General features: G+C 61.0%; 14 protein-coding genes. 8 read left to right on the top strand and 6 right to left on the bottom strand.

Annotated elements, in window-relative coordinates; translation table 11 throughout:
• Window positions 1–44: 44 nt before the first annotated feature.
• From K1W69_RS09385 to K1W69_RS09370, 4 genes are read right to left on the bottom strand one after another with little or no spacing between them, the layout of a single operon-like run.
• A complete protein-coding gene (locus K1W69_RS09385; protein WP_220228107.1) occupies window positions 45–1,277 on the bottom strand; it encodes an ABC transporter substrate-binding protein in 1,233 nt (410 codons plus the stop codon).
• A 28-nt stretch (window positions 1,278–1,305) separates the two neighbouring features.
• On the bottom strand, window positions 1,306–2,616 hold the full coding sequence (locus K1W69_RS09380) for a M20 family metallopeptidase (protein WP_220228106.1): 1,311 nt from the start codon (window positions 2,614–2,616) through the stop codon (window positions 1,306–1,308).
• Entirely contained in the window at window positions 2,613–3,260 is a 648-nt protein-coding gene (locus K1W69_RS09375; protein ID WP_220228105.1) for a cysteine hydrolase family protein, read from the bottom strand. Before K1W69_RS09375 ends, K1W69_RS09380 begins: the two co-directional genes overlap by 4 nt.
• Window positions 3,257–4,039, bottom strand: a complete 783-nt coding sequence (locus K1W69_RS09370; RefSeq protein ID WP_220228104.1) for an N-formylglutamate amidohydrolase — start codon at window positions 4,037–4,039, stop codon at window positions 3,257–3,259. The genes K1W69_RS09375 and K1W69_RS09370 overlap by 4 nt, the downstream gene beginning before the upstream one ends.
• Window positions 4,040–4,163: 124 nt before the next feature.
• On the opposite strand from K1W69_RS09370, the gene K1W69_RS09365 reads away from it, so the two are divergent.
• A complete protein-coding gene (locus tag K1W69_RS09365) occupies window positions 4,164–5,009 on the top strand; it encodes a MurR/RpiR family transcriptional regulator (RefSeq protein ID WP_220228103.1) in 846 nt (281 codons plus the stop codon).
• Window positions 5,009–6,322: a glutamine synthetase family protein gene (locus K1W69_RS09360; protein ID WP_220228102.1), complete on the top strand. Its 1,314-nt coding sequence runs from the start codon at window positions 5,009–5,011 to the stop codon at window positions 6,320–6,322. The genes K1W69_RS09365 and K1W69_RS09360 overlap by 1 nt, the downstream gene beginning before the upstream one ends.
• Here K1W69_RS09360 and K1W69_RS09355 read toward each other — a convergent pair.
• Window positions 6,316–8,136: a monovalent cation:proton antiporter-2 (CPA2) family protein gene (locus tag K1W69_RS09355; protein WP_258570967.1), complete on the bottom strand. Its 1,821-nt coding sequence runs from the start codon at window positions 8,134–8,136 to the stop codon at window positions 6,316–6,318. The two genes, K1W69_RS09360 and K1W69_RS09355, sit on opposite strands and share 7 nt — an antisense overlap.
• A 210-nt stretch (window positions 8,137–8,346) precedes the next feature.
• Between K1W69_RS09355 and K1W69_RS09350 the strand changes: the two genes are divergently transcribed.
• The 6 genes from K1W69_RS09350 to lpxK all read left to right on the top strand — a co-directional run bounded on the left by K1W69_RS09350 (window position 8,347) and on the right by lpxK (window position 14,022).
• Window positions 8,347–9,693, top strand: coding sequence for a TldD/PmbA family protein (locus tag K1W69_RS09350; protein ID WP_220228101.1), 1,347 nt, complete (start codon window positions 8,347–8,349; stop codon window positions 9,691–9,693).
• A 2-nt stretch (window positions 9,694–9,695) separates the two neighbouring features.
• Complete coding sequence (locus K1W69_RS09345; RefSeq protein WP_220228100.1) at window positions 9,696–10,472, top strand: 3'(2'),5'-bisphosphate nucleotidase CysQ; 777 nt, start codon at window positions 9,696–9,698, stop codon at window positions 10,470–10,472.
• Window positions 10,473–10,561: 89 nt separating this feature from the next.
• Complete coding sequence (locus K1W69_RS09340) at window positions 10,562–10,807, top strand: DUF4170 domain-containing protein (RefSeq protein WP_258570966.1); 246 nt, start codon at window positions 10,562–10,564, stop codon at window positions 10,805–10,807.
• Window positions 10,808–10,904: 97 nt separating this feature from the next.
• Entirely contained in the window at window positions 10,905–11,663 is a 759-nt protein-coding gene (locus K1W69_RS09335) for a lysophospholipid acyltransferase family protein (RefSeq protein ID WP_220228098.1), read from the top strand.
• Entirely contained in the window at window positions 11,660–12,985 is a 1,326-nt protein-coding gene (waaA, locus tag K1W69_RS09330) for a lipid IV(A) 3-deoxy-D-manno-octulosonic acid transferase (RefSeq protein ID WP_220228097.1), read from the top strand. The genes K1W69_RS09335 and waaA overlap by 4 nt, the downstream gene beginning before the upstream one ends.
• On the top strand, window positions 12,979–14,022 hold the full coding sequence (gene lpxK / locus K1W69_RS09325) for a tetraacyldisaccharide 4'-kinase (protein ID WP_220228096.1): 1,044 nt from the start codon (window positions 12,979–12,981) through the stop codon (window positions 14,020–14,022). The genes waaA and lpxK overlap by 7 nt, the downstream gene beginning before the upstream one ends.
• Here lpxK and K1W69_RS09320 read toward each other — a convergent pair.
• Window positions 14,007–14,240: a DUF2093 domain-containing protein gene (locus tag K1W69_RS09320; RefSeq protein ID WP_220228095.1), complete on the bottom strand. Its 234-nt coding sequence runs from the start codon at window positions 14,238–14,240 to the stop codon at window positions 14,007–14,009. The two genes, lpxK and K1W69_RS09320, sit on opposite strands and share 16 nt — an antisense overlap.
• Window positions 14,241–14,267: the final 27 nt, after the last annotated feature.

Below are 14,267 nucleotides of genomic sequence, written 5' to 3'. Positions count from 1 at the left end.
GGTCGGGCGCCGGGTCGAATTGCTTCGACCCGGCTTTTCGGTTGCTATTTCATCCAGGACGGCTGTTCGAACTCACCCGTTGCGTACTTGTCCGGATAGAACAGGATGCGCTCCCCATCGCGGATCTGGTAGAACTGGATCGGCACGCCGTCATTGCTCTGGACCGACAGGTGTGTCGCGGGGTCGAACTGGATGTTGCCGCTGACGGTCTGCTTTTTCGTCTTGCCGATCGCTTCGCCGATTTCGAGCTTCTTTGAAGGATCGCCGACTTGGTCGAGCGCGTCTGCGTAGATCATCACCTGTTCGTAGAGGGCAGGCCCGTAGGTGCCTGGTTCAGTTCCGTAGGCCGCCTTGTATTTCTCGAGGATTTCTGCGGCGCGCGGATTGCTTGGTGTGTTCAGCACCCCGCCCAGCAGATTGTAGACCACGCCGGAGGATTTCTCCTTCGTCAGTTCCAGGAACTCCGGAACAGACGGCGCGTACTGGATGAAGACGAGACTGTTTGTCGGGTCTTCCATGAATTGCGTCATGAAGGTCGCCGCGTTGGCTGAAACATAGTCGGTGTTGATGAGAACGGCCGGTGGATCCTGACGGATCTTGGCGAGAAAGGCGCGCCAGTCATTGATCTCGCCGAAGGGAACGAGATCGTTTTCCGTGACATCCCATCCGGCCTTGGTGAACGATTCAACCATGCCTTCGGCTATCGTCGTGGAATAGGGATTGTCGGATGAGATGATCGCGACCTTCTTGTTCGGAAGGCTGAGCTTGCCGCTTTCGGAGAGCCCCTCGATCACCGGCACGATTTCTGTGTTGTAACCGTCATAGGAAGGCGTTGTTGACCAGACCGTCATGAAATCGTCCGGGCTGGGCGCAATGATTCCCTCCGTCTGGGCCGAGTTCGCTGAAATCAGATAGATCATGTCCTGTTCGGCCATCATCTCGATTTCGAAGTTCGAGCCGGATGCGTAACCGGTCATGATCGCGCCCATGTCGCGATCGCCGAGCAGGCGTTCGGCGGCGGTAGCGACCGCGTCCGCGCTCGCCTCGCCGACATCGCCGACAACGACTTCGAACGTGTTGCCGTCGATCCCGCCTTTGGCGTTCAGTTCGTCGACGGCGAGCTGGACGCCGTTGACCATTTCCTGTCCGTCGGCCGCGGCCTTGCCGGTGACCGGCGCCAGGACACCAATTTTTACGACATCGGCTTGCGCCATGCCTGCCGAGCAGGCCAGAACCAGCGCGGAAGCAGCGCCAAGCAGCATTCGTCTGTTCAACATAGCTTTCTCCTTGTTGATCGGGTTTGCATTATCTGGTGCCGCAATTGTCGATCACTGCCGCGGCGATGACCTTGGTCGCGTCGATGAGGCTTTCGATATCGACGCATTCGTCATAGGCGTGGAAGCCGTCTCCGGTGGCGCCATATATCACTGCGTCCACCCCGGCGCCCGCATAGTGGGCGGCGTCGGTCACGGCCTCGAATCCCTTGACGACCGGCGCCGTCTTCTGGACCTGACCGGCCCGCTCGCAGATGGATGTGACGAGCGGGTGGTCGACCGGCGTGTTCATCGGCGGGAAATTCAGGTCAAACAGGTCCCAGAGAACTTTCGGCGGGTGCTCGCGCATCCACGGGTCCATGGCCGCGAAATTCAGCAGGAACGCCTCGAATTCGGCCTTCACGTCCTCGAAATTCTCGTCGGGCATGAACTTGTAGTCGAGATCGATCGTCACGACGTCGGAGATGATCGCGGCGTTGGACATGATGATCGGATTGCCGTCTTCGCCCATCCCCGCGCCGCCGCGGATAACGCCTGGATTGATCGTCGCAAGACCCGCGGGAACCAGCGGATGCCAGTGATCGCGGCACCGGCTCGCCTCAAAGTCCCGCAGGGCGTTGAGGAATCTGTTCGCCAGCTCGATGGCGTTGACGCCAGGCTCGACCCGATCCGCGGTATGCGCCTGCGGCCAGATCGAGTTGAATCGCCATCCGGCGTGCGCCTGCTTTCCGAAAATGGTGACACGCGCCCAGGTCAATCCGCCCTCTGCCGGCACCACATTGCCCCAGGTGGGCTCTGCTATGATCGCCCGTTTGGCAAGTCTCTTGTTGCGGACGATATCGATGGCGCCGAAACCGCCGGCCTCTTCGTCCACGACGCTGTGGATCGCCAGCCGGCCGTCCAGTTCGACGCCGGCCTTGCGGATGGCGCGCGCCGCAGCCATGCAGGCGGCGACGCCGCTCTTCATGTCGATGGCGCCGCGACCCCAGATACGGCCGTCGGCGATCTCGCCGCCGAAGGGTTCCTTGGTCCAGTTTGAATCGTCTCCGACCGGGACGACATCGATGTGACCGCACAGGATCAGACTCTTTTCGTCAGAGCCTTCCCATTCGCCGATAACGTTGGGCCGGTCGGGGAACACGTCCCAGCGTTCCGTCGTAAATCCGTCGCTTTCGAGTTGCTGCTGGACGATGTCCTGCACTTCCGGTTCGCGGTTGAGTTCCGGATCGACCTGGAATTTCGGATTGACCGAGGGAACCCGCACCAGTTTCTGCGTCAGTTCGAGAACGAAATCCGGATCGTCGTCGATTGCCTTCCAGACGGCTTCGATAGCGTTGCTCATGCTGCCTCCTGTCCAAGTTCTTTGAGAAGTTGATCGGTAGTCACCTGCCGGCAGTAGCCTCTGATCGCCGAAAGCGAATGGTCGTGCCGAAACTGCGAATAGGTGGCGCATGCGTCGGTGACGAGGGTGACCAGATAGCCAATGTCGCACGCGTCCCTGACAGCGCTCTCCACGCACTGATCCGTCACAAGACCGCTGATGACGAGTTGGCGGACGCCGAGATTGCGCAGGAGATAGTCGATATGCGTCGAGACGAAGACGGATGATGAGGATTTCGGGAGTACGATTTCGTCGTCGCTCGGCGCCAGTTCGTCGATAACCTTGCCGTCCCATGATCCTTTGGGAACATGAAATCCGGTGATCTTGTAATCGAGACTGCGATCGCGCCCGTCTTTCGTAAGGCTCTCGATCGTGGTGTAGAGCACTTCGATCCCGGCGCCGCGGCATCCTTTCTGAAGGCGTTGCATGTTGGGCAACACGCGTGTCCTGAACTGGTCGTAGAACCAGCCATATTTCGCGTCGAACTCGGCGTCATCGAGGTGCTTGAATTCGCCGCCGTCGCGTCGTGCGCAGAAATTCTGGACATCTATGAACAGCAGCGCGGATTGCTCGGGCGTGAGAGGCAGGTCGCGGGTCAACGTCATGACGGCGCCTTTCTTGAAGCCAGTTCCTCGATGGCGCCGCTGAGCAGGTTCGCCCATCGGCGATGGCCGGCGGCGTCGCGCAGGTGGTCGTTGCGGATTTCAATCAAACTGTGCGCGAGTTGACGCCCCTCTCCGTGCGCCGGGATCGACCAGTCGGAGGCGTCGATGGCATAGGGCTCGTTCATGCCGATCACAAGCGAAGGGTCTCGATGGCGCAACTGGTTGGCGAGAAACTCGGCGGTCGGTCGATCGGCGCGAAAGGCGAAGCCGACATCCCACAGGCGCTGCAGTCCGCTGAATTGCCGGGTGAAACTATGAATGGCGATAAGGGTCGTGCGGTGCGACTTCTCGATCAGATCGGATATTGTCCGGTGAAAGGGTTCGAAAATTGCTTCCACGCGGCGTTTGCGGCTGTCTTGAGACAGGTTCCGGTTTCCCGGAACAACCACGCCGTCGCTGGTTTCCGGGATCGCATCGGCCGCTTCGACCGGACGATTGCAGTCGATCACCAGCCGGCTGTAGGGTTGAAGCACCAGCGGCGCATCGAGCGCGTCTGCGACGAGCCTTGCCACATTGCCTGCTCCGATGTCGTAGGCAATGTGCATGTCCATGATCTGCGGCGCCAGTCCAAGATGCTCGAGGTCGGAGGGAATGGCGCGCCCTGCGTGCTCGCACACAAGCACGACGGGGGATGGACTGTCACCGTTCACAACCTCGAAAGGTTGTGGATCGTCATTCCGCAACAGCGAAGAATCATGCCTCATGGCATAGGACGTCATATGTTTGGTGCCCTCTGGTTGAGAGGCAGTAGATGAAAACATTCAATCAATGTCAACGAATTATTCGATATTGACGAAATATTTTCAAAGTGAGAGTTTGGGCTCTGCAAGGGATTACATTGCAATGGACCTGCGACAGCAAATCGGGGAAATATCCGAAAGCCTGACGGCGACGGAGCGCAAACTGGCGTCCGCGCTGCTGGCGGACTATCCGTTCGCCGGGCTCGAGCCAATACAGACGCTCGCCGAGAAAACCCATATTTCAGCGCCGACCATCACCCGTTTCATTCAGAAGCTTGGCTGCAACGGTTACCAGGATTTCCAGCGCCGTCTCATCGGCGAACTCAAGGAAGGGCAGCAGTCGCCGGTCGAACTGCGCCGCCGCACCAAGCCGATCGGCAGCGGATTTCTGGAAGGCTACCTCAACAGCACCTCGCTGCTCCTGCAGCAGGTGTCCAAGGCGGTGACGGAAGCGCAGTTCAATCGCGTATGCGCGTTGACGGCTGACAAGAAGCGAGCAGTTTACCTGATCGGCGGACGCATCAGCGACACCGTGATGGAATATCTCGGGCGGCATCTGCGCCAGATTCGCCGCGACGTCTATCATATGCCGCCCGATCCGGAGGTTTGGCCGGAATATCTGCTGCGCATGCGTTCACAGGACATCCTGATCATGATGGATTTCCGGCGTTACGATCCGCGGCTGGAAAAATTGGCGGGCATGGCCGCCCGCGAACGCGGTTCGCAGGTGATCGTGATCACCGACAAGTGGCTTTCGCCGATCGCCCGCCATGCAACGGAAGTGCTTGCATTGCCGATTGAGAGTGGAACGGCGTGGGATTCCAGTTGCGGAGCTGTTGCGCTTGTCGAGGCGATGATCTCCCATGTATCCGAGCAGGACTGGGAGGCGACCAGAAACAGAATAGGCCAGTGGGATGGCTTCAGACTTGATCAGGAAATGGACGAATAATGAGACATGAACCGATGATCATCGCTGCGACGAGCGACCTCGCGGGCAAGATGCGCGGAAAGGCCTTCGCCGCGCATGAATTCGAAAAGCGACTGAAGCGGGGCGTCGGATGGACGCCGACCAATGTTCAGATCACCTGTTTCGACGTTATTGCCGAAAGTCCCTACGGCGCGTTGGGCGATCTTGTGCTCATTCCCGATCCGTCCGCGCTCGTCCGGGCGGATTTCGGCGACGACGGTCCGGCGGAGCAATTCGTTATCGGCGATATCCTGACGACGTCCGGAGAACCCTGGGAATGCTGCACGCGCTCGATCCTGAAACAGGCGCTCGCGCGTCTCGAAAAGGCGACGGGATTGCAGCTCAAGGGCGCATTCGAGCATGAATTCCAGTTCGTCGATGGCGGCTGCCCGCCTGGCAGCGCCTATACGACCGCCGGGTTTCGCGCGGAAAGAGTCTTTGCCGAAACCCTGTTCTCGATCTTTGGCGAAGCCGGGCTGAAGGCGGACACCTTCATGAAGGAATACGGCGCCGATCAATACGAGGTGACCATTGGACCGTCGACGCAGACGCGGATTGCGGACCAGGCCGCAATTGTCCGCGAACTTGTACAGGAAACGGCGGCGCGCCTCGGCCGCCGCGCCAGCTTTACGCCGCTTCGCGATCCCGCAGGGGTCGGCAACGGCGTTCATATTCATCTCAGCCTGCAGGATTCCTCAGGCGCTGGACGAACCTGGGACGCCAATGGTCCATACGGCCTCAGCGCCGTCGCCGGACAATTCATCGCCGGCGTTCTCAAATATCTCGACCGGATCGTCGCCCTGACGGCTCCGAGCGTCGTCTCCTACACGCGGCTGACGCCGCACCGCTGGAGCGCCGCCTTCAACAATCTGGGCTTTCGCGATCGCGAGGCGTCCGTGCGGATCTGTCCGACAAGCGACTTAAGCGATGTCGATCCCGCCGAGCAGTTCAATTTCGAATTCCGGGCGGGCGACGCCGCGGCAAGTCCCTATCTTGCGCTGGCCGCGATTATCCATGCGGGCGTGCAGGGCGTCGAGGAAGGCCTGGAGTGCCCGAAAGCCACGGAAGAGGACCTGTCGCTTCTCTCGGCCGACGACCTCGCCTCGCGCGGTTTCGTCAGGTTGCCGCAGACGCTCGTGGAGGCGCTCGATCGGTTTTCGTCCGACGAGATTGTCACAGGCTGGTTTCCGGGCGCTTTCGCGGACGTCTACCGCCAGCACAAGCTCGGCGAGATGAAGGTGCTTGAAGGCAAGACGGAAGCCGAGATCTGCAAGGCTTACGAAGAAGTCTACTGATTCTTTGCTTCGGCCGCTTCGGCTTCTGAATCCTTCAGGTCGATGCGTTCGGCGGCGCGCTTCGGCTTGATCAGCGGTTCTGGCGTAACCGGACGGGTGTGCAACATATCGTTGCCGGCGTAGAAGCCCTCGATCGCCTGCACCTTCAGCCTGTCTTCGTCCCTGCGGCGCGTGTCGCTGACGATTTCGTCGGCGATCTCCTCGTCCATGCCGAGCATCTCCAGTGTCTTTCGGCTGAAGACAAAACTCGATTCCAGGGTCTCGCGGATCTCGTAGTCCACGCCGCGGTCCCGCAGCGACAACGTGTGGGCGCGGTCATAGGCCCTGACCAGCAATCGCGTCTCGGGAAATTCGGCCTGGATCAGGTTGACGATACGGTCAGTCGTCGCCCGTCCGTGGGTGCACACCGCCACCACCTTCGCCCGCTTGACGCCGGCCGCCAGGAGCACGTCCTTGCGGGCGCCGTCGCCGAAATAGATGTTGAAGCCGAATTTGGAGGCGCTGCGGATCTGGTCAGCGGAATGATCGATAATCGTCACGTCCGTTCCACCGGCAAGCAGCGTCTGCGACACGATCTGTCCAAAGCGCGAGAAGCCGATCATCAGCACATCGGAGCCGGCGTTCTCGAAATTCTCCTCCAGTTCTTCGTGCTCGCTGGCCGTCTGCAACCGTTCAGCCAGCATGGTGGTAAAGGGCGTCAGCGCCATGGTGACCGTCACGATGGCGATCAGCAGCGACCCCGTGTCGGAGGAAAAGATGCCGGCGGTCGCCGCCGCCGTGAAGATGACGAACCCGAACTCGCCGCTTTGCGGCAGCAGGCCGGCGATCCGGATTGCGGCGTTGTGGCTCGATCCAAAGAGGCGGCACAATATGTAGATCAGCAGACTCTTGATGATCATGATGACGGGCACGGCGATTGCGATCATCAGCCAGTTCTCGACCACCACGTCCAGATTGAGCGACAGGCCGACGGCCATGAAGAAAAGCGCAAGCAGAATCCCGCGAAACGGTTCGATGTCGGCTTCGAGCTCATGCCGGTAGGACGATTCGGCGAGCAGAACGCCGGCAAGGAATGCGCCCATGGCCATCGAGAGGCCGGCGAATTGCATGAGGTTCGCCGATCCTAGAACAACGAGGAGCGCCGCCGCGATCATCGCCTCGCGCGCGCCAGACGTGGCGATCAATTGAAAAATCGGGTTAAGGATGTAGCGGCCTGCGATAAAGAGCGCGACGATGGCTGCGATCGCGATGCCGAAATCCAGAAGGGGGTTCGTGTTCCCCTCGGCGCTGAAGGGCGTCAGCAAGGGAATGATTGCAAGCAGGGGAACGATCGCGAGGTCCTGGAAAAGCAGGATGGAGAACGCCCGCTGTCCGGCTGCCGTGTTGCGTTCGCCGCGTTCCTCGAGAATCTGCAGGGCGAATGCGGTCGAGGACAGGGCCAGGCCGAAGGCGATGATGATCGCCGCGTTGAACGACGTCAGTTTCAGAAGCAGGATCGGCCCCATCAGCACAAGCCCGGTGACGACCACTTGCGCAAGTCCAAGCCCGAAAATCTCTCGGCTCATGGACAGAAGCCGGGAAGGCTTGAGTTCAAGCCCGATGATGAACAGCAGAAGCACGACGCCGAGTTCCGCAAAATTCAGGATCTCGCCGCCGCCAATCACGATTCGCAACATGGGGCCAAGCAGAATTCCGACGAACAGATAGCCAAGCACGGTTCCAAGGCCGAGGCGCTTGGCTAGCGGCGCTGCGATTACTGCGCCGGCGAGGAGTATCAGCGCCTCGCGGAAATAATGCATGTCGTGTTCCGGCATGAATGTCAGTCCCTCGCTTTGGATGCGTCCGGTTTACCACAGCTTTGGAAAAGCCCCTGTTAACGGCAATATAGTAATATTGATGAAATTTTCCCCATGCCTGCAGGTTATTGCCGGAATGATGCGCAGTGATGCTGCGATCTCCGGCGGTTTACGCTTGATGCCGAACCGCCTTGACCATAAATGATGCCCAACGGAAAGGCTTTTTTGATGTTGCAGCAGGACAAGACCAGTGAATTGTTGGGCAAGGCCGAATTGCTTGTGGAGCAGGCAAAGCGGGCCGGCGCCGATCGGGCCGACGCGGTCGTCGCCAGCGGACAATCGGTCTCCGTGAGCGTGCGCATGGGCAAGGTGGAAAGCACCGACGCCTCGGAAGCCGACAGTTTTTCGCTGCGCGTCTTCGTGGGAAACCGGTTGGCGAGCGTTTCGGCGAACGCCAGGGCGGACATGACGGCGCTTGCCGAGCGGGCCGTCGCCATGGCGAAGGTTTCGCCGGAAGATCCGTATGCGACGCTCGCCGATCCGGAAAATCTGGCGCGGGACACCATCGATCTGGACCTGTTCGACGCGACCGAGGTCACCGCGGATGAATTGACCGACGCCGCGCTCGCCATGGAAAATGCGGCGCTGGAGGTGCCGGGCGTCAGCAATTCTTCCGGCGCGGGAGCATCCACCGGCATGGTCGGCGTGGTGCTGGTGACGTCGCACGGCTTTTCCGGCGCCTACCGGCGAAGCAGCTTCGGACGATCGGTCAGCGTGATCGCCGGCGAGGGCACCGGCATGGAGCGCGACTACGAATTCGACAGCGGGGTTTATTACGACGCGCTGGAAAGCCCGGAAAAGATCGGTCGCTCTGCGGGCGAGCGCACAGTGCGTCGTCTCAATCCGCGCAAGGCCGCGACCGGAACCGGCGTTCCGATCGTTTGTGATCCGCGCGTCGCGCGTGGCGTCGCAAGCCATATCGGCGGCGCCATCAATGGCGCGGCCGTCGCCAGAAAAACCAGCTTCTTTCGCGACAGCATGGGCCAGCAGGTGCTTGCTCCGTCGATCACCATCACCGACGATCCCCTGATCGTTCGCGGTTCGGCGTCCCGTCCGTTCGACGGCGAGGGCGTGCGTGGCGAACGGTTGGAAATGATCAGGGACGGCGTCCTGCAACACTGGTTCCTGTCCACCGGAACCGCGCGGGAGCTGGGTCTGAAGACGAACGGACGCGGCGCGCGCAACGGCGTGAATGTAAGCCCGTCCTCGACCAATCTCGCCCTGGAGCCTGGCGGCCGTTCGCCGGAAGAACTCATCGGCGAGATCGAAAACGGTTTCTACGTCACCGAAGTGATCGGGCAGGGCGTCAACATGATCACCGGCGAATACAGCCGGGGCGCGTCCGGATTCTGGATCGAGAACGGGCAATTGACCTACCCGGTTTCCGAGGTCACTGTGGCCTCGAATCTCAAGGACATGTTCAAGCGCATGACAGCCGCCAACGACATCGACAGAAGCTTTCCAACGGCTTCGCCCACCCTTGTCATCGAGGGAATGACGCTGGCGGGAATCTGAACATGACGACAAGCGATCTGGCGCTCATCCGGGACGCCGCCCGGGAAGCGGCGTCGATCGCCATGGGCTATTTCCGCCGCGATCCCGATGTCTGGTACAAGGATGGAACGTCGCCTGTCTCCGAGGCCGACATCGCCGTCAACGACTATCTGCAGGAAACGCTTGGCCGCAGCCGGTCGGATTATGGCTGGCTGTCGGAAGAAAGCGCCGACGACCTGTCGCGGCTCGGCGGAGCCCCCGTCTTTGTGGTCGATCCGCTCGATGGAACCCGCGGCTTCGTCGGCGGGCAGGACCAATGGTGCGTCAGCATCGGCGTCGTTTGCGACGGCGTTCCGCAGGCGGGCGTGCTCGCCTGTCCCGCGCGCGACGAATATTTCGAAGCCGCGATCGGTGGGCCGGCCATGAAAAACGGCCAGCCGATAGCGGTGTCGTCGAAGGGGTTCGAGGGACGTGTCGCTGCGCCCAAATCGATCATGAAGAAACTGTCCGGCGGTCCTCTCGCCACAATGGTGCACGAGGTTTACATTCCATCGCTCGCCTACAGGATCGCGATGGTCGCTGACGGCAGGCTCTCGGCCACGCTGGTCAAGGCGAACGCCAGTGACTGGGACATCGCAGCCGCCGACATCATTCTCAGACAGGCCGGCGGAAGCCTCGTTGACATCAACGGCAATGCGCCGGGCTATGCGCGCGCGACGACGAAGCATGACGTGCTGATCGCCGCCGCCAACGGCATGATGTCGACGCTCAGGAGAGAACTGGAGGGCGTCGAGTTGTAGACGCTGTCTCTTGCAATGCACAATCCCGGCGTCATACTGCTGTGGTAAGACAGTGTTGGTTTTTTACCGGTTGAACAATGGAGTTGGCCATGGCGCAGGAAAACAAGCAACTGCTTCATCTGGTATTCGGAGGCGAACTTGAGGATCTGAAGCAAGTCCGGTTCCGTGATCTGGACGATCTGGACATCGTCGGCATCTACCCCGACTACAGGTCGGCGCTCGTGGCCTGGAAGGCCAAGGCCCAGCAGACGGTCGACAACGCGCATATGCGATATTTCATTGTCCACATGCATAAGCTCTTGAATCCGGAAGATGATGATTCTACCAGCCTCTAGGGCGTTTGCGGCCGCATGAACCGGCCAGCATGAATGTGCCCCTGTCCGGTCGTGGCGCCGGGCGTCGTGGTTTTTGCTGGCGGATGAACGATCGCTGATGAGTTCTGGAACAAGGCCCCCTGACGGTGACGTCGCCCACAGGCGCAGGAAGCGGCGTCCGTTGCGCGGGCTGCTGCAGTCGAATGTTTTTCTCACGATTGTCTCCTATTCCATACACGGGGTGCTGACATTCATCCACTGGACCAACCGGTTCGTGCCGGCGTCCGACGACTTCGTGAAGAAATCGGAAGGCATGCGGCCCGGCATCTTCGCGATGTGGCACGGGCAGCAATATCTCATTCCCTATCATCGCCCGAAGAGCGAGCCGGTCGCAGCCCTCGTTTCGAGAAGCCAGGACGCAGAGATCAATGCGCGCATCCTGGAGCTCAACGGCGTCAAGACCGTCCGCGGGTCGGGCGGTCGGCCCAGCTACTTCCAGAACCAGAAGGGCGGCGCCCAGGCTCTGCGCGGACTGATCCGGGCCATTCGCGACGGCTACAACATCACCATCATCGCCGATATCTCGAAGAGCACGCCGCGCCAGGCGAGCGAGGGCATCGTCATGTTGGCGAAACTTTCGGGCCGACCGATATTTCCGATCGCCCTTGCAACCAGCAATCACTATGTTTTCAAGAAAACATGGGATAAGACCACCATAAATCTGCCATTCGGCCGGGGTTGCCTTAAGATCGGAGACCCTGTTTACGTTCCGCGCAATTCGTCGGAGGAGGAGTTGCAGGAATTCCGGAAGATATTGACAGAAGAGATGAATCGGGTGACGAGCCAAGCCTACGAGGCCGTTGGAGTGCGTGAATGAGCCATACCTGGGCGCGCGTTGCTCTGACAGCCTATCGCTGGACCGGAGCAGGCATCTATCCCTTTATCGGCAGCTACCTTGCGGTGCGGGCGACCAAGGGCAAGGAAGAGCGGGCGCGCCGGCTCGAACGCTACGGCTATGCAAGCGTGGAACGTCCGGATGGACCAATCGTCTGGTTCCATGCCGCGAGCGTCGGCGAAACCAACGCCGTCGTGCCGCTGATCCACGAGGTGCGCAGCCGTGGCATTCACGTCATCCTGACGACAGGCACCGTCACCTCCGCCTCCGTCGCCCGCGAACGCCTCGGCAACCTTGTCATCCACCAATATGTGCCGCTCGATCTCAAACCGGCCATTTCCCGCTTCCTCGATTACTGGAAGCCCGATCTCGCCGTCATCGCCGAATCCGAGATCTGGCCCATGACGATCCTCGAGCTCGGCGCGCGCAAAATGCCCCAGGTTCTCGTCAACGGCCGGCTTTCGGACCGGTCCTTCTCGAGCTGGAGCAAGCGGCCGAGCCTCGCTGAGGCGCTCTTCGAAAATCTGTCCCTGGTCGTCGCCCAGTCGGATCTCGACGCCGAGCGTTTTCATGCGCTCGGAGCCCGTCCGATCACCATATCCGGCAATCTCAAGGCGGACGTGGCGCCGCTGCCCTTCGACGCCGAAGCGCTGCGCAAGATGCAGCTGCGCATCGGCGACCGTCCCGTCTGGGCGGCCGTCTCCACCCACGCCGGCGAGGAGGAAATCGCCGTCGACGTTCATGAAGCCCTCATGCAGAAATACGACCTCGTCACGGTCATTGTGCCGCGTCATCCCGAAAGGTCGGATGATATCGAAAACCTCATCAAGTCGCGCGGCCTGATCGTCGCCCGTCGCTCGCGCGGTGAAGTCATCACCCAGAACACCGATGTCTATCTCGGCGATACGATCGGCGAGATGGGCTACTATCTCAGCCTTGCAAGCATCGCTTTCGTCGGACGCTCGCTCACCGGCGAAGGCGGTCAGAACCCGATGGAGCCGGCGGCGCTTGGCTGCGCGATCCTGTCAGGCCGCAACGTTCAGAACTTTCGCGAGAGCTACCGGAGCCTTTTGAAACGCGGCGGCGCCCGGCTGGTGCGGGACCGCGACATGCTGATCCAGTCCGTCGACTATCTCATCAGCAACGAGAAGGTGCGCCGCGACATGTGCGCCGCCGCCGCCAAGACGATCGAGGAAATGAGCGGCGCGCTGCCCAAGACCGTTCGCGCGCTGGAGCCCTATATCAAACCGCTGATGGTCCAGGCGCAGCTTCAAAAAAGCAACGGACAGCGCCGCCCATGGTGAGTGAAGCCCCGCCATTCTGGTGGGCGCGATCGGACTGGCGCGCCTGGTGCCTCTCGCCGCTGGCGTTCGCCTATGGCCGCGGCGCGGCGATCCGCATGCGCCATGCGCCGCGCGCGCCGGTCGATTGTCCCGTGATCTGCATCGGCAACCTGACAGTCGGCGGAGCCGGCAAAACGCCGACGGCGCTCGCGCTTGCCGACGCCGCCCGCGCAATGCGGCTGAAACCGGGTTTTCTGACGCGTGGATATGGCGGCTCGCTGCGCAAGACAACGCTCGTCGATCCGTCGCACCACTACGCAACGGAAGTCGGCGACGAGCCGCTGCTTCTGGCCGACAAGGCCCCGACGGCCATTGCCCCCAAGCGCGTCGACGGCGCAAAGCTCCTGATTGAAAACGGCGTCGACCTGATCATCATGGACGATGGCTTTCAAAGCGCGAAGATCGCTTTCGACTACGCGCTTCTCGTCATCGACGCCCGCCGCGGCGTCGGGAACGGGCACATTCTGCCCGCCGGTCCGGTGCGCGCGCCGCTTATCGATCAGATCCGCGGCGCAGACGGCCTGCTGGTGATCGGAGACGGAGACGCGGCCGACCGGGTGGTGCGCATGGCCGGGCGGGCGGCGAAGCCGGTCTATGAGGCGCGCCTCGATCCGCTCAAGCCGAAGTCGTTTCGCGGCAAGCGGGTTCTGGCCTGGGCCGGTATCGGTGATCCCGGAAAGTTCTTTCACAGTCTTCAAACGATTGGCGCGAAGGTGGAGCTGACGCGGAGTTTCGGCGACCATCACTCTCTGAACGAGGAAGAGATGGCGGACCTCCTCGATCTCGCCCGTCGCAACGACCTGCAGCTCGTCACCACGTCAAAGGATATGGCTCGCCTGAGGCACGCCGGCGGAGAAACGCCGGAGCTCGCCGCTCAATCCGAGGTGCTTGGCGTTCGTTTGAAATTTGATCTGCCCGATCTCGGGCAACGCCTCATCGAGGAAGCGCGGGAAAACTTCAGGAAGCGAAGAATGTCGGAAAATCAGCCGCCAGTCTGATTGGGCAATACGCCGGCGATCCGGTCCGCCTCGACCGAGGCCTGGATGTTCGCATAGGGCTCCTGTCGCGCCACGCTCCAGTATTTCAGTTCCTCCAGTGGAATGGATTCGCCGGTAATCGCGCAACGGACAAAGGAACCGGGCGTGATGACCTGGAAATCGGAGTCGAGATAGCGGATCTTGGCTTCGCCAGACCCATGGCCTTCAAACTTGTTCATCCCGTTCTCTCGTCGTATCTTCTTGGC

It is taken from the genome of Flavimaribacter sediminis, from assembly GCF_019492055.1.
Classification (GTDB): domain Bacteria; phylum Pseudomonadota; class Alphaproteobacteria; order Rhizobiales; family Rhizobiaceae; genus Flavimaribacter; species Flavimaribacter sediminis.
Note: the sequence above shows the minus strand (reverse complement) of the source record. Positions and strands in the feature narration are given on the sequence as shown.

Bases quoted from the DNA above. Each gene is read 5' to 3' on its own strand.
- K1W69_RS09385 (WP_220228107.1), bottom strand. From the start codon at position 1,277: ATGTTGAACAGACGAATGCTGCTTGGCGCTGCTTCCGCGCTGGTTCTG.
- K1W69_RS09380 (WP_220228106.1), bottom strand. From the start codon at position 2,616: ATGAGCAACGCTATCGAAGCCGTCTGGAAGGCAATCGACGACGATCCG.
- K1W69_RS09375 (WP_220228105.1), bottom strand. From the start codon at position 3,260: ATGACGTTGACCCGCGACCTGCCTCTCACGCCCGAGCAATCCGCGCTG.
- K1W69_RS09370 (WP_220228104.1), bottom strand. From the start codon at position 4,039: ATGACGTCCTATGCCATGAGGCATGATTCTTCGCTGTTGCGGAATGAC.
- K1W69_RS09365 (WP_220228103.1), top strand. From the start codon at position 4,164: ATGGACCTGCGACAGCAAATCGGGGAAATATCCGAAAGCCTGACGGCG.
- K1W69_RS09360 (WP_220228102.1), top strand. From the start codon at position 5,009: ATGAGACATGAACCGATGATCATCGCTGCGACGAGCGACCTCGCGGGC.
- K1W69_RS09355 (WP_258570967.1), bottom strand. From the start codon at position 8,136: ATGCCGGAACACGACATGCATTATTTCCGCGAGGCGCTGATACTCCTC.
- K1W69_RS09350 (WP_220228101.1), top strand. From the start codon at position 8,347: ATGTTGCAGCAGGACAAGACCAGTGAATTGTTGGGCAAGGCCGAATTG.
- K1W69_RS09345 (WP_220228100.1), top strand. From the start codon at position 9,696: ATGACGACAAGCGATCTGGCGCTCATCCGGGACGCCGCCCGGGAAGCG.
- K1W69_RS09340 (WP_258570966.1), top strand. From the start codon at position 10,562: ATGGCGCAGGAAAACAAGCAACTGCTTCATCTGGTATTCGGAGGCGAA.
- K1W69_RS09335 (WP_220228098.1), top strand. From the start codon at position 10,905: ATGAGTTCTGGAACAAGGCCCCCTGACGGTGACGTCGCCCACAGGCGC.
- waaA (WP_220228097.1), top strand. From the start codon at position 11,660: ATGAGCCATACCTGGGCGCGCGTTGCTCTGACAGCCTATCGCTGGACC.
- lpxK (WP_220228096.1), top strand. From the start codon at position 12,979: ATGGTGAGTGAAGCCCCGCCATTCTGGTGGGCGCGATCGGACTGGCGC.
- K1W69_RS09320 (WP_220228095.1), bottom strand. From the start codon at position 14,240: ATGAACAAGTTTGAAGGCCATGGGTCTGGCGAAGCCAAGATCCGCTAT.